Annotated in this window: 14 protein-coding genes and 1 other RNA gene; 6 read left to right on the forward strand and 9 right to left on the reverse strand. The window is 34.5% G+C overall.

All coding sequences use genetic code 11. From position 1 onward, the window contains the following. The first annotated feature begins 219 nt into the window (after positions 1–219). Both M1L26_RS04135 and M1L26_RS04140 read left to right on the forward strand, forming a co-directional pair. Positions 220–990 (forward strand): response regulator transcription factor, encoded by a 771-nt coding sequence (locus tag M1L26_RS04135; RefSeq protein WP_250119993.1) that lies wholly within the window; start codon positions 220–222, stop codon positions 988–990. Between the two features lie 225 nt (positions 991–1,215). Further along, positions 1,216–1,356: a hypothetical protein gene (locus tag M1L26_RS04140; RefSeq protein ID WP_250119994.1), complete on the forward strand. Its 141-nt coding sequence runs from the start codon at positions 1,216–1,218 to the stop codon at positions 1,354–1,356. On the opposite strand, the gene rnpB is transcribed toward M1L26_RS04140, so the two are convergent. The 3 genes from rnpB to M1L26_RS04155 all read right to left on the reverse strand — a co-directional run bounded on the left by rnpB (position 1,345) and on the right by M1L26_RS04155 (position 3,988). Next, positions 1,345–1,693, reverse strand: an RNA gene (rnpB, locus tag M1L26_RS04145) — RNase P RNA component class A. The genes M1L26_RS04140 and rnpB overlap by 12 nt on opposite strands. 411 nt (positions 1,694–2,104) lie before the next feature. Next, complete coding sequence (locus M1L26_RS04150; RefSeq protein WP_250119995.1) at positions 2,105–3,247, reverse strand: hypothetical protein; 1,143 nt, start codon at positions 3,245–3,247, stop codon at positions 2,105–2,107. A 60-nt stretch (positions 3,248–3,307) separates the two neighbouring features. After that, entirely contained in the window at positions 3,308–3,988 is a 681-nt protein-coding gene (locus M1L26_RS04155) for a hypothetical protein (RefSeq protein ID WP_250119996.1), read from the reverse strand. A gap of 257 nt (positions 3,989–4,245) precedes the next feature. Here M1L26_RS04155 and nuoE point away from each other — a divergent pair, with 257 nt between their 5' ends. From nuoE to M1L26_RS04170, 3 genes are all read left to right on the forward strand, one after another. Continuing rightward, entirely contained in the window at positions 4,246–4,746 is a 501-nt protein-coding gene (nuoE, locus tag M1L26_RS04160; protein WP_211908538.1) for an NADH-quinone oxidoreductase subunit NuoE, read from the forward strand. Next, the gene (gene tgt, locus M1L26_RS04165; RefSeq protein ID WP_250119997.1) at positions 4,747–5,958 is read left to right on the forward strand and encodes a tRNA guanosine(34) transglycosylase Tgt; all 1,212 of its coding nucleotides are present in this window, start codon (positions 4,747–4,749) and stop codon (positions 5,956–5,958) included. 103 nt (positions 5,959–6,061) lie between these two features. Continuing rightward, positions 6,062–6,271 carry a hypothetical protein gene (locus tag M1L26_RS04170; protein ID WP_211908540.1) on the forward strand — a complete coding sequence of 70 codons (210 nt, stop codon included), beginning with the start codon at positions 6,062–6,064 and terminating at the stop codon, positions 6,269–6,271. Here the strand turns inward: M1L26_RS04170 and M1L26_RS04175 are convergent. Together M1L26_RS04175 and M1L26_RS04180 are read right to left on the reverse strand one after the other, a co-directional pair. Continuing rightward, positions 6,268–7,542, reverse strand: coding sequence for a M16 family metallopeptidase (locus M1L26_RS04175; RefSeq protein ID WP_211908541.1), 1,275 nt, complete (start codon positions 7,540–7,542; stop codon positions 6,268–6,270). The two genes, M1L26_RS04170 and M1L26_RS04175, sit on opposite strands and share 4 nt — an antisense overlap. A 1-nt stretch (position 7,543) precedes the next feature. Then, the gene (locus M1L26_RS04180) at positions 7,544–8,152 is read right to left on the reverse strand and encodes a superoxide dismutase (protein WP_211908542.1); all 609 of its coding nucleotides are present in this window, start codon (positions 8,150–8,152) and stop codon (positions 7,544–7,546) included. Positions 8,153–8,287: 135 nt separating this feature from the next. On the opposite strand from M1L26_RS04180, the gene M1L26_RS04185 reads away from it, so the two are divergent. Continuing rightward, a complete protein-coding gene (locus tag M1L26_RS04185; protein WP_211908543.1) occupies positions 8,288–8,821 on the forward strand; it encodes a hypothetical protein in 534 nt (177 codons plus the stop codon). Positions 8,822–9,123: 302 nt separating this feature from the next. Here the strand turns inward: M1L26_RS04185 and M1L26_RS04190 are convergent, their stop codons facing one another. The 4 genes from M1L26_RS04190 to M1L26_RS04205 form a co-directional block, all read right to left on the reverse strand. Then, positions 9,124–9,441, reverse strand: coding sequence for a hypothetical protein (locus tag M1L26_RS04190; RefSeq protein ID WP_211908544.1), 318 nt, complete (start codon positions 9,439–9,441; stop codon positions 9,124–9,126). Positions 9,442–9,528: 87 nt separating this feature from the next. Continuing rightward, positions 9,529–10,077, reverse strand: coding sequence for a 16S rRNA (guanine(966)-N(2))-methyltransferase RsmD (rsmD, locus tag M1L26_RS04195; RefSeq protein WP_068652427.1), 549 nt, complete (start codon positions 10,075–10,077; stop codon positions 9,529–9,531). 104 nt (positions 10,078–10,181) lie between these two features. Continuing rightward, complete coding sequence (locus M1L26_RS04200; protein ID WP_250119998.1) at positions 10,182–10,811, reverse strand: WD_0853 family protein; 630 nt, start codon at positions 10,809–10,811, stop codon at positions 10,182–10,184. Then, positions 10,795–14,037 carry a TrbL/VirB6 family protein gene (locus M1L26_RS04205; RefSeq protein WP_250119999.1) on the reverse strand — a complete coding sequence of 1,081 codons (3,243 nt, stop codon included), beginning with the start codon at positions 14,035–14,037 and terminating at the stop codon, positions 10,795–10,797. Before M1L26_RS04205 ends, M1L26_RS04200 begins: the two co-directional genes overlap by 17 nt. Positions 14,038–14,090: the final 53 nt, after the last annotated feature.

The raw sequence follows: 14,090 nt of genomic DNA on the forward strand, positions 1-14,090 counted from the left end.
ATTCTTTTAATAAAAATAGCTTCTATTCAATATTTACTAAAAATAGTATTATTATAGTATATCTATTGTATTTTAGATCTATTTGTATAATTTTGGAACGACACATTAACTATTAATTAATAAGTGTAATTTCTATTATTCATTAATAAAAATTTGATTTGTTACTTTCCTTGGTTATATATATTACTAAAATTATAAATTATTTATGGGGTGTAAAATATGCGTATATTATTAATTGAAGATGATCAAGTAAGTGCAAGGACTGTAGTTAATGCCTTAACTTCTGATGGACATTTTTGCGACGTTGTTACTTCTGCACAAGATTATAACAATAATATGGTTTCCTCGGGTGGAGACTATTACGATCTAGTTATTCTAGATATACACCTGCCTGGTGATATTGATGGATATGATATACTGTTAAGATTAAGAAGTGCAAAAATCAAAGTTCCTGTTTTAATACTTTCGTGTATCTCCGCTGCCAACCATAAAGCTAAAGGACTTGGGTATGGTGCCGACGATTACTTAACCAAGCCATTTCACAAGAGCGAATTATTAGCTCGAATTAAGGCCATAGTCCGACGTACTAAAGGTCATCCCGAATCAGTGATAAAAATTGGTAATATGAATATCAATTTTGATCACAGGATTGTTGAGGTAAAAGGCAAAACAGTTCACCTTACTAACAAAGAGTATTCCATGATAGAATTGCTGGCATTGCGTAAAGGAGCAGTGTTGACAAAAGAAATGTTTTTAAACCATCTTTACAATGGCTTGGACGAACCTTCAGACAACAAAATAGTTGATGTTTTTATGTGTAAATTACGTAAAAAACTTGAAAGTGCAAATGATGGAATAAGCCACATAGAAACCGTTTGGGGTAGAGGATATGTTCTAAAAGAGTATGTTGACGATGAAGAATACTCTAGTGCTAATATAAGCGAAAGCAGTAGTGACTATCAAGCAGAACAAGTGAAGGACAGCGCATGAAATGCTTTATTTACTTGTTGATTGAAGAAGCAAAAAGGTAGATTTAGTAAGATAAAAACTAATCCTAAAAGTGAGGTAACGTGGTCAGTCTTTTAGAACTTTACAAAGATTTACAACAAAAGATAGAAAAGTTGGAAGCGGAGCTAAAAAGTTATAGGTAAGAAAGTAAGGCTTTAGAGATAGAGAATGACGAGTTAAAGGAAAAGCTCGGTTAAAATTCAAGCTTTGTTAAGTTCAAAAGGAAATAAGAAAAGAGATAAGCCAAGAAGTAAAATGAATATAGGTGGTCAAATTGAGCGTACAGGGTATGTGAAATGTTTGATACATTTACATAGTATGGCTGACATTCATGCATTGCCTAGGTGAAATATAAGCCGAGTTCTGTTTATGTAGCTATTTATCTGGAGTAAATGTTACCATTTACTTCATGCGATTTACCCGAGTAGATATGAGAAAAACATAAAATCTACTTCTATTTAATCTTGCTCCTAGTGTTGGTTACTTGACTACCAATGTTGCCATTGTTATGGTGTGCTCTTACCACACCTTTTCACCCTTGCCTAATAATATTTAGGCGGTAATTTTCTGTAGCCCTATAACTGGAGTTACCTCCGGCGGGCGTTACCCGTCACTACCTTTTCTTGGAGCTCGGACTTTCCTCTGCTGTGTTTATCACACAACAGCAGCTACTTATTTCACCTAGAAATTATACTTTAACATTAAAATCACAAAAGCAAAAGAAAATTTCCTAACAGTCTACATACTAAAAACATTCAGACAAATAGCTAAAGGTGATATTCCGGTACATCATCGCTATCCCAAGATAAGCTTTTTTCACTTTTAGACTCTAGCTCAGTCAGTCAAGATCCTGGTCCACCGCTTGAAGACGATGAGCTACTTCTTGACCGACTACTACTCTCCACCGATATACTGTTTAGCACTGTTTCAGATTGATCCATAGTTCGCATAGATATATGTCTCATTCTGTTATTAGCGATAAAAATTTCTTCATCGCTATTGCCACTTGAAGATGATCGCCTTCTATCATTGAAATTAGTTAGTTCTAACACAGGGGCAGAATTACGACCCTTAACATATTTGTATGCTATGAATCCTATAATTCCAGCATACTTATTATCGCTCCAACCAAAGACCCACCTATCATTCCTGCCCTATTAGACTCTATAGCAAGCTGAGTGGGCTGTGGTGAAGGAGTAGTTTGAGGAAGTAAAGTTGTAGTGAACAAAGGAGTTGTTACCTTTGTTCCAGTATTTGATATAGTGGACACTGTTTGTATAGTTGCCTCTGAGTTTGTTGTTGGCACATTAGTTGGCATTATAGTGATCATAGTCGATTGTGAGGTTGTAATAGTTTCAGCTACTGTTGTTGATTCTGATGCCGTACTTATTTTAGTTGTTAATTCTGTTAAAGGCTTACTCATCGTAGTACTGCTTGCTGTAAAAGTTGACTCAACAGTCGCTGCTGTAGATTTTACAGTACTTGTCTCAGTTTCTGAAGTTACTATCGGTGCACTAGTTGACGTTGTAGCAACTGTGGTCGCTTGTGGAGTAGTAGTTGTTTTTGCTACTGTTGTTGGCCCCACTGTTACTGTACTTGTTTGAATTGTTGACTCTGTTGAAGATTTACTCATTGTGGAAGTTGGTACAATGATAGTTGATGCTTCTGTTGTTAACTTGGTAGTCTTTACAGTGTCGGTTTCTGTTGTGCTAGTAATTGCAGCAGTCGTCGTTTTCTTAGAAGTCACAACCGTCTCTGTAACAGTTATAGGAGATACAGTACTGCTGGAAATAATACTAGGCATCAATTGGCCGTTAATGATATTAACAAAATCACTGAGAGCTTTGATACTGCTTGTCGATATTATCGTTGCTTCAGAAGATTTTCCAGAGCTCTCTCTATTAAAAGTTATAATACTCTCTCCACTTACCGCAGTGACGATAAAACCTCCTTGGCCATTGTCTTTAACATACAATTGTTCTATAGGATCTTCACATTCACAAACAGTAAAATTTGATTTTGGTACTCTCTTAGCAAGCCTTGCTAAATGCAATTCTTGCGTATTAGAAGATTGTTTTTTCGCAAGAAAAGCAACTAAATCATCACCTTCAGTTCGTCTTACATACTGTAAAAAGTTTATTTTTCCTGGATTATAGATAGTAGATGGTGCTATATTTAATTGGCATTCTTTCTTAAGCAAACATTCATCTTCTTTTCTATCTTTCAGCTTCTGAGCCACGTCAATCAAGTCGAATTTAAAGATATTTGTTCTTACTTCTTGGTTTTTAGTAGTCTTTATCTACGTATAAAGCATCGTATTTTCATCCAATACTAATTGCCCTGGATTATTAAACTTGAATAATTTTCTTTCTATGGTGTGTTTTGCTCCAGGTAAAGCTCTGAACTTTCCATTCGTGTCTGATTGTAAATACCAAGAAACTAAAGCTTGATCCTTTAAGTTATGAGCGATTACAATGACATTACCAGTACTAACTTTTACTGCTTTTGGTTGAAAGTAGCTATTGCCTTTATTTGCATCATTATGGTTATTAATGTTTTTTTGTAATTTTACTTTTCCTGAATGCTCAACTGAGGGTGCATTAGTTGAATGTTGAATTTTATAAGTGTTAAATATTAAACTTTTTATGTATTTTTTTCCTTCTTGGTTAATTTCTTCTGTAGGAAAGATAACTCCAACTTTATCTACTTCAGCTGAATTTTCTATTAGTGTGGGAGATAATTGGCCCTTAAATTCATTTGCTACGTTGACACCTGTATCACACTCGTATGTTTTTGATTGATATAGTGAGCTAATAAGTAACTTTACTCTACTGCTTCCATTGCCGTTATCTTGATAGCTGAGTCCATAAGTAACTCCATTTCCTTCAATCAACCCTACGTTTTTTGGGTTAAAACCTATCGCTTCTTTAACTTTTAGTATAGTTGTATTAACTCCAAATAATCTACTTAATATAGACATAATTTTATTTAAAATTTTAATAAAATATCATTATGATTACTCCTATGTGTTAATGTCAATGAAAATTTTAACTAAAGTTAAGAAATTAATACCTTTATAATCTGCAAAGCGAAATATGGAAAATGAGTAGCAGTAAAGAATTCACAAATTGAATGCACCCACTCTACAAATATAATATTGTAGAGCTCAAAAAACCAACAATTGCAATTGTTAACTCTTCAAGTATAATTTGTTGAGATTTACACGAACCTTATTAGATGAAAGAGAAAGAAGAACAGTTTAGTTTTACATCAGACAACCTCAGAAAAGCGAAAAAGTCTATAGAGATGTATCCTAAAGGTAGAGAAGGTAGTGCCGTCATGCCTTTACTATACCTGGTTCAAGAACAATGCGGATGGGTTCCTGAATCTGCCATGCGCTGCGTTGCTGACATGCTTCATATTCCACATATTCGTGTATATGAAGTGGCAAATTTTTACACCATGTATAATTTAAAACCAGTAGGTAAATATCTCATACAAATTTGTAGAACAACTCCTTGCTGGTTGTGCAATAGTGAAGAAGTGTTAAATACCTTTAAAAAGAAACTAGGAATCAATATCGGTGAAACTACTAAAGATAATCTATTTACTTTAAAGGAAGTTGAATGTCTTGGTGCATGCGTTAATGCCCCTGTGGTGCAGATCAATAATGACTTTTATGAAAACCTCACTCCTGAAAAAGTGGAAAATATCATAGCAGAGCTTTCAAGCAAATAGATGGAAAAGTTTTCGTTTAGGATAACCAAGCAATCAGATTCTGCAAGAGTTGGTACAATTAAAACTCCAAATGGAAACATAGAAACACCAGCATTTATATTTTGTGCAACCAAAGCTGCCATTAAAGCTGCAGATATCGAAAGAATCAGAGAAGCAGGTACTCAGATAATACTTTCCAACACTTATCACCTAATGCTTCAACCTGGAGAGGATACTGTGGCAAAACTTGGTGGCTTGCACAAGATGATGGGATGGAGTGGACCAATGCTCACTGATTCTGGTGGATACCAGATATTTAGTTTAGGGCACGGGTCAGTTTCGGAAGAAATAAAGGGAATAAGACAGAAGCAAAAAACTCTGATCAAAATTAACGAAGATGGGGCAATTTTTCGTTCTTACATAAATGGTAAAACTTATTGTCTAACTCCTGAAAAGTCTATACAAATTCAACAAAAATTAGGTGCAGATTTAATCCTAGTTTTAGATGAATGTACTCCATTCCATGTCAGTAAAGAATACACAAGAAAATCAATGCTCATGAGCCATAGATGGGCTGAACGTTCTTTAAATGAGTTTGAAAAAAATAATGATGGCAAACAGGCGCTGTATGGAATTAGCCAAGGCGGAGTGTATCAAGATTTACGTGGGGAAAGTTGTGACTTTATCAACAATTTGCCATTTTTTGGTCAAGCAATAGGTGGATCGCTTGGTCAGAGTAAAGAGCAGATGTATGACGTAGTTTCCTTTACTATGGAACGTTTAAAAAAAGAGAGGCCTACTCATTTGCTTGGTATTGGTGGAATTGTGGACATTTTTCGTGGAGTAGAGCTTGGTGTTGACACATTTGATTGTGTGCATCCAACTCGCCTCGCAAGACATGGTGGCGCACTTGTTAAAGTAAAAAACAGAGATTCTATTTCTTCAAAGTGTAAAGAGCATATTAATTTGCGAAATCAACGATTCGAACTAGATGATAACCCAATTGAAAATGACTGTTTGTGCTTTACTTGCAGAAAACATTCAAGAGCCTATATACACCATTTACTAAAAGCGAAGGAATTGCTGGCTTACACACTCGTTACCATTCACAATGTTTTCTTCATGAATAAGTTGATGGAATCAATAAGACAAGCAATATTGAATGATAGGCTAGATCAGGAAAAAAACAATTGGATTAGTGAAATACCGCTGCATTGTGAATTATATACCTAGTTCATATTTTGTACATGTGCGTTGCATTTTTTAATCTTCTTTAAAAACTTGACAGTACCGTATATATACGGGTATACTAGAAATATAATTTTGTGAGGCATTTATGGTTAAAAATAAAGAAAAACATCAAATAGCGTTTTGCGTTTCAGCCTTTACACTCTTAGTAGAAAGCTATTTATTTTTACAAAACAGCGAAAAAACTTTCAATAAAATGATTAGTGGTATACGCGATGAACCAGAAAGCAAACTTTTTATAGAAAGGATTTTGCAACCATTCATTGAACTTTTTAGTGAGCATAAGCAACATAACTAAAGTACACTGAGCATAGAAACCACTTTATCGTAACTTGGCAATGAATTAATTTCTCCAATCGCAGCTAAAGTAATTCTTTCATGCTGAGATAGCAATTCTTCTGCTGCTTTTTTTATATCGTAAATAGTAACAGCACTAATTTTTTCTATTAATTCGTTTTTACTGATGTATTTATTATAGTTACCGTAGTAGTGTCCTAACGTTTCAGCACGCGAGCTAACACTTTCGCGTGACATTAAAATTTGAGATTTTACTCGTTCTTTTACTCTATTTACTTCTTCTTCCTTTAAATCATCTGTAGACAATTTCTTCAACTCTGTCGTTATGGCTTTCAAAAGCTTATCTAGATTATTGCTATCTGTACCAGCAAAAATCGAAAGCATTCCTGTATCAGCATAGCTAGAGTTGAATGAGTAAATGGAATAAGCAAGCCCCTGCTTTTCTCTTACTTCCTGAAACAGGCGTGATGACATGCCACTTCCCAGTATGGCATCAAGAACTTTGAATGTGTGATATCTATTATCATCACGAGAAACACTAGGTAGACCAATTAATAAATGTACTTGATCTAATTTACGATGTTCTAAATACTCACCACCGGTATAACTTGCATTCTCGCTTTTTTTCAGCTCTTTTGAATGAATCTTTGAGAGAAAGTCTTTGATTAATTGAACAACTTCCTCATGTTCAACATTTCCTGCAACAGCAAATATAATGTTCTCGCTAAAGTAATGCTCATTTATGTAGTTATCTAGATTAGCTCGAGTAAAAGATTTGACAGTATCTTGCGTACCCAAGATTGACCTACCAAATGGTTGATCTTTATAAGCTGCTTCAAAATACTTATCAAAAATGATATCGCTCGGTGAATCATTAGTTTGAAAAATCTCTTGTATTACAACACCCTTTTCGCGTTCCAATTCATCCTCTGGAAATGTAGAATTCATTAATATATCTATTAATATATCAATGCCAGTTTTTATATCTTTTCTAAGAACCTTTGCGTAATAACTGGTGCTTTCTCTACCGGTGCAGGCATTGAAAACTCCACCTATATCATCAAAAGCTTTCGCAATTTCAAATGCAGTTCTTGTCTTTGTTCCTTTGAAAGCCATGTGCTCTAGGAAATGAGATATTCCATTTTGACTTGCACTTTCAGCTCTACTGCCAACACCAACTCGTATATTTAAAGCTACGGAATCAACTTCATGCACTCGCTCAGTTATTATGCGCAGACCATTATCTAGTTTTGTTACTTGTGGTATATTCATCTTATATATTCTTCTTTAAATTCTCTTCTACAAAATCCCAATTGATCAAATGATCAAGAAAAACTTTTATGTAGTCAATTCTGCGATTTTGGCAATCCAAATAGTATGCATGCTCCCATACATCCATAGTAAGTAGTGGCACCTGGCCATAAATTAGCGGTAGATCCGCATTTGGAGTTTTAGTGATTTTGAGTTTTCCTTTTTCAAGCACTAACCACACCCATCCACTACCAAATTGGCTTACTCCATAATGTGAAAATTCTTCACAAAATTTGTCAAAGCCACCAATATCATCTTGAATTTTTTTTGCTAGAAGAACATCATCTTGAGGCTTACCACCACCATTCTTTTTCATTGAATTCCAATAAAAAGTGTGATTCCAAACTTGTGCTGCATTGTTAAAAATAGGAACTGTATTATTATTTCCATGAACTTTCGTTACTAATTCCTCAATTTCCATATGTTGATAATCTGTGTTTTCAACCAGTTCGTTGAGTTTATTTAAATATCCCTTATGGTGCTTATCATAATGAAAATCTAATGTCTTTACAGATATATAAGGCTCTAAAGCTGTTTTATCATACGGCAACTCAGGTAAAGTAAAACTCATGCTGACCTCTTTATTTTCGATGGTATAGTAATATGTGCTTTTGCGCAACAGATAATTTAGTTAGGTAGTGATTGCATTTATTCTAAAACAAGCGATATTAGTAAGATAATTATGTTTTTATTTTATAGGGGTAATATGTCAAGTTCATATAGTAATTTTAAGAAATATGTTAAATTCGGAGATGTTCCTACCAAAAGCGTTCGAGGTAACGAAGTTCCACAAAATAATTTCTATAAATCCGTTCATTATATTAATAGTGTTATTGGGCCAGTGAAGAATGTAGCTCTTGGTAGTTACAAAAAAAATCCTCCTATGATTTGGATTATTACTTTTGCGTTAGCTAGTGTAATTCTGCAACCTTTATATCTAGCATTGGCGTATTTGTCATACTGGACGGCAAAAGGGTTAGCGAAAGTAACAGATAGTTATGATCTTAAGTGCAATACAAGATCATTGATAGATTATTCATCTATGTTATCAAATAAGGCACGGAATCACAGTGATACATTAGCTACATTTGTTAACGCAGTTTTGAGTTATGCTGTTAGTACTGTCATTTGGGCTGCTGCGCTTGTTATTACACCACTAGTTTGGACTATTGATAAAGTAGCAAGTAAGTTTAGTGATGCAAAAAGTGAAGGTGTTGGTAGTCCTTCTTTTTCAAAATAGATAGCCTACCAAGTACATGTGAAACCATTGTATCTGTGTGGCAAAATAAAGTAGAAGAGATAAAGACACCTATAGAAGCAAGAGGATGTCATGCCAGTGCGTGACACTGGCATCCCGATAGAATGTTGAACATTTTTTTGCCTTTCGAGAGCGAGTTCTTTCAACCGAAACACTACATGCACGTTATCATCATCAATTTCAATGCGTTGAACTAATTTTCTTATTATCTCAAGTTTAGTTTCCCAATCTGCCTGATTAAGCTCTCTCAGAGGAAAAACTTTCTACACTGTTTGTGATAAAATCTAATTCTCTCTGTAGCCTCTTTTCATCGATAGCTTCTTCCCTTTGATCTCTGATTCCTTTAACTCCTTTTCCATGCTCTCAACTTCTAAGTCATACTTTTCCTTCGTTATATGACCCCTTGCATATACATAAGCTAATCTTTCTATACCTTGTTCTATTTTATCTGCGCTTTTTTCAATCTCATCCTTTGCCTGCTTATTTTCATATTTTAAAAGTCTAACCTTTGTCATTGCCTCTGGTTCTTTGAGTACCATCTTCATTTCTTTCCATACTGCTTCTTCTAGTATATCAACTCGTATTGATTTGCTGTTACACACCCTATTCCCACCAAAACGAATTGATTTTTTCTTTCAGTCCTCGGAAAAATCTTACTTAGCTTAGCTATAGATGTTTACAAAAGAAATTCAAGTGAGTGAAGAAAGAAAAATTATTTTTGCAATACCGTAGGTACGCTCCACAACTATATTGAAGTTTTTATTGCACTCAAAACCTTCATTTTTCCTCATTTCTAGAATTATTAACGCATTATCATTTAACCAGCCTGAGTGAGCTAACTCGTCTAAAGTTGAGTTAACCAGATTGATATTATAAGGTGGGTCCATAAAAACTATATCGCACTTTGAAATAGGTCTTGGTAATCCGTTAGCATTGCAACAAATTAACGTGATATCGTTCGTAATTCCAAGATCTTCTGCTGTTTTTTTAGGCAGTTGCAAATTGTAATAATCTGAATCTACCATGAATGCATGTTTAGCACCTCGAGAAAGTGCTTCAAATGAAAAAGAGCCACTTCCGCAGAACAAATCAAGTACATTTAGGTTATAAATAGGTTTTCTTGAAGAAAGTATACTAAATATTGCTTCTCGGACACTACTCATAGTGGGCCGTGCAGATAAATTCTTGCCTGTAGTTATTTTTCTTCCACGATATTTACCCGCAATAACACGTAACATATAAAACAAGTTCGAAGTTAACTAATTATTTATAATACACATTTAATGTCAACATAGCTTCAGCAGTCTAATAGAAAGAAGGTTGCTTGTGGAGGAACGCAAGATCAATCGCTTTTCTTTGATTTATTTTCTATACTGATTGCACGACCAATCTCGTCTTGTAAATCATCATGGTTGTTTTTTTCATCATGACCCATCCCTTCAATTCTACTTTCTAACTCTAACTTAATTAAAGTATTGATTTTCTCTATACTATCGAGGAAATTGTGACACTCTTCATCACTATATTCCTCACCAGATGCTTTTTTTTCTATAAATAGACTTTTGAACCCTATTAGATCAGAACTCTGATCGGCATTCAACACAATATTTCTCTCTATAAAACTAAGATCTGATAGTAACAAACTAACCTCTAATAGATCTTCACTTTCAATGTTTGCAAGATTATCAAGATCGTCTAAAATAGAGAACATCTTAAGCTCCTTCTGTGCAATTTCTTTGTCTTCTTTGTCAAATTCTGACGATAGCCCTTTATCATCTATAAGTCTCTCATTCAGAGCTTTATTTAGCTTTGAAAGACTAACATCACCTTGCTTAGTGCTATCTAGTAACAAATCTACCCTCGCTCTGCGCGCATTTAAAACATCATTGTAATCGTTTAACTTGATATTACCATCTTCGTCTTGCTGAAGACCATAATAATTTAGCCCTTTGAAATTACGATTCTTCATCATTCTCTATGTTCTCATTCCTTTCATTATCTTGACGCTCTCTATCTTCTCCGGCACGTATAGCTTCTGTAGTGTTTTTTAGGGTTTCTGGTTCCGTACCTAATTTTCGATTTGATTGATTAGGCTTATTTTCTTTTGATGATTCATCTTCTTCTGGTTCTCTCTTGCGGCCAATAGTGTAGTCATGAAGCTTCTCAAGAAATTCCCGTCTATATGTTTTTGCTCTATAGAGTAGATTATGCTGGTAACCATCCTTTTCTCCTGTAGCAGGGTTAATTCCTATAGAGTCGAGACCATGTTCCCAAGTAAACTTCATAGCATCTTCTATTGTATATCCCAAATGTGATCCTACATATCCTTTATAATATTCTAAATATTTATCAATTCTTCTATGTGCAATATCTTCTTTATCAATTCCAAACGCCCTGTAGATTTTTTCCTCAAGCTTATCAACATCATTTTTAGGTGATGTTGCAAATTTTGTTGCTTCAATAGTAGCACCTACAAGCTTACGTGGCACATTAATAGCATATTTCAGCACACCCCCAACTCCTGGTATTCTATCTAGCAAATTAGCTGTACCTCCAGCTAATCTGTCCGGTACATGAGTAGCCCAATTACCTAAAGACTCTAGCCCTCCACCAATTTTATCTTGCATCTGTTGTTTTAATCCCTGCATTAAACCAGTCACAGGTGATGCTTGATACATACTAGATATATTGTAAACACCAAACCCACCACCGGCAATGCTTGAGCCCATCTGCTGTACAAACTCCTTCAAAGAAAACATCAAAAACGAAAGCAAGAACAATACAAAGATCTCTCCTGCGTTGATTAAATAACCTCTCTGTATGTCTTGCACCCTTTGGTAATCACTATTTTCTTTATAATTTTTGCAATCCTCACAATCTTTACATTTCTGACAGTATTCACTGTTGGGATCCTTATATAAATCATGAAGTTTCAGTATTCTACAACCTTGTTTTTTTATCGCACTCCGCACTAAAGATCTTATTTCATTAATTATTTCCCTATAACTATTGCATTTATTTATATCTTGACAGTAGCGTTTTATTATTTCACTAACATCACCTATCCTTTTCTCTATATTGTTGATCAGTAATATAATGTCTGCCCTCTCTGATGCATGAGATAAACTATTTGTTAAGCGTACTAGATCTTTTGCACTACAGCCATTACTAACTATCATATCACTTTCCGCAATATAGTGGTCTGCTGGATTATCTTTAGTTCCAGGAATTGGATTAAAGAAAGGATAATCTATATAACGAAAACCTTTATTAATGTAATCTGGTGGAAGAGGGATATATCCAGCTCCACCAGTAAACTTTACTGTACCACCTATTCTGCTTAGTTTTTCTATACCTTCTATATTCTTATCTACGTTCAATGGAGAAGCCTCTCCAATAGCATAAGGTACAAAAATTTGCCCTGGAGTCCAGCTAAAGTATTCTTTATCAATTATACAAAAACCACCAAATACCCATTTTGGAGCACATAACTTTATTTCAAGCCATTTATTATAGCACACAGTAAAGCCTAACTGTTTATAAAAGGTATTCATTATCATCGCAGCAAGTAATGACAGCAGGGTAAATATCATAATTGATTGCAAACAGAAACTAATACAGAATTTTATCCAACCCTCAAATAGACTTTTCAGTGGTGAAAATAAAATAGAGATTAGGAATAGCGGCATTATAGCTACAAGAAAAGCTATACCCATAAAACCAGAAAGGAATATTATGTAAGCATACATACACAGCAGGAAATATAAGACAATCCCTATAAAAATTGCCGGTATCATAAGGAGACTTGCCCACATTTGATAATGTAAAAATGCTGCAAACTTTTTCCAAACAGAGTAAGCAAAAAACTTATTAAACATATCCTCCATGAAGCTAAACAATTTAGCTTCATTTCCTTGAGCAACGTTTGAATTACCTCCGGTGTTCATGTTGGGAGCAAAATTAGTAATTATGCTTATCAATTGTTCAAGACCTTTAACAAATAAAACAAGAAAATGATCATAGAAAAATCTAAAACTTCCAGGAGATATAAGCACTATTACTAGGGTGATTTTCATCATTCTGATGAGCATATCATGCTTAGTTTCTCTTATCATTCCAAAAAGATAAAGAAGCGATGAAATCACTATAAATAGAACAAGCAAGGAAAGAACAAAATTGTGAAAGCTCGTACTTTTTTCAGCTATATTTTGAAACATCGCTTGTGCAGCTGCAGGATCATTGCTATCAAAATGCTTTTTACAATTTTCGTTAATCAATAATACACATTTTAGATAGTTATAAACGTAATCAAAAAATCCAAAGTTACTTGGTTTCTGCACTCCGCTCAAAAATTCAAAAGAGTAGCCACCTGCATTATCTAGATAATATCTATCTAATATCTTTACATATATTTTCCATCCTTTTTCTAACCTCACCGTATTACAATTCCTGTCCTGTAATGTGGTGTTATCTCTGTCTAAAGTAAAAAGCCCACTTCCATCTTCCGCTACGGAATTGTAACCTAGATGTACAGTAGGAGACTCAGGGTTACGCATGGATTTTAAATTTTCGTTAGGACTAGAATCGCTAGGCCTTTTAAATAAAAGATAAGCACCATGTCCGTTAGTAAACCAACATGGAACACCGCGTTTTTCTCTGTTATCATCTTCACTAATACACTTGCAATTTACAGTACAACTTGCATTAGGATTACTTGAAATTTTTTGTGTACTAGATTTGTAATCATTACAAATTAAGCGAAAGTCAGGCAAACTATTATCGCCTTGTTTACCTTCAAACTTAGTCGCATATTTTAGCTGTTCCAAGCTTTGCAAATTATAACTACCTTTAGATTCTTTCTTATTACTATTACTCCAAGATGTCCATGCACCATTTACTCGTACTACTAAACTATCTCCATTGGTTTCAAATCCAGTATCTTTCCACTTCACCACTTGATTAGAGTGAAAACCATAATTGACTTCACCAGTATCATAGTCAATAATTTCCTGATCTTCGGGAACAAAGGCATCGTGATCTCTTGAAAAATGAGCACCAACTGCAACCGGTTCAGGACCAAAATAATCAGCAGATATACATCTTGGAAAAGGCATATCATTCTTACTACAACCTGTAACCAGCACACAGATTACCAAAATTAATAACCTAAACCAACATTTGCCTAAGCGTGATTGCATACCTAAACTTTTTCCAATACAGAATAAATTTCTAAAACCTTACTTCAAATATC

This window comes from Wolbachia endosymbiont of Ostrinia scapulalis (assembly GCF_023559145.1).
Classification (GTDB): domain Bacteria; phylum Pseudomonadota; class Alphaproteobacteria; order Rickettsiales; family Anaplasmataceae; genus Wolbachia.

Excerpts from the sequence above, each read along its gene's own strand:
- M1L26_RS04135 (WP_250119993.1), top strand. The coding sequence starts at position 220 with ATGCGTATATTATTAATTGAAGATGATCAAGTAAGTGCAAGGACTGTA.
- M1L26_RS04155 (WP_250119996.1), bottom strand. The coding sequence starts at position 3,988 with ATGTCTATATTAAGTAGATTATTTGGAGTTAATACAACTATACTAAAA.
- nuoE (WP_211908538.1), top strand. The coding sequence starts at position 4,246 with ATGAAAGAGAAAGAAGAACAGTTTAGTTTTACATCAGACAACCTCAGA.
- tgt (WP_250119997.1), top strand. The coding sequence starts at position 4,747 with ATGGAAAAGTTTTCGTTTAGGATAACCAAGCAATCAGATTCTGCAAGA.
- M1L26_RS04170 (WP_211908540.1), top strand. The coding sequence starts at position 6,062 with ATGGTTAAAAATAAAGAAAAACATCAAATAGCGTTTTGCGTTTCAGCC.
- M1L26_RS04175 (WP_211908541.1), bottom strand. The coding sequence starts at position 7,542 with ATGAATATACCACAAGTAACAAAACTAGATAATGGTCTGCGCATAATA.
- M1L26_RS04180 (WP_211908542.1), bottom strand. The coding sequence starts at position 8,152 with ATGAGTTTTACTTTACCTGAGTTGCCGTATGATAAAACAGCTTTAGAG.
- M1L26_RS04185 (WP_211908543.1), top strand. The coding sequence starts at position 8,288 with ATGTCAAGTTCATATAGTAATTTTAAGAAATATGTTAAATTCGGAGAT.
- rsmD (WP_068652427.1), bottom strand. The coding sequence starts at position 10,077 with ATGTTACGTGTTATTGCGGGTAAATATCGTGGAAGAAAAATAACTACA.
- M1L26_RS04200 (WP_250119998.1), bottom strand. The coding sequence starts at position 10,811 with ATGATGAAGAATCGTAATTTCAAAGGGCTAAATTATTATGGTCTTCAG.
- M1L26_RS04205 (WP_250119999.1), bottom strand. The coding sequence starts at position 14,037 with ATGCAATCACGCTTAGGCAAATGTTGGTTTAGGTTATTAATTTTGGTA.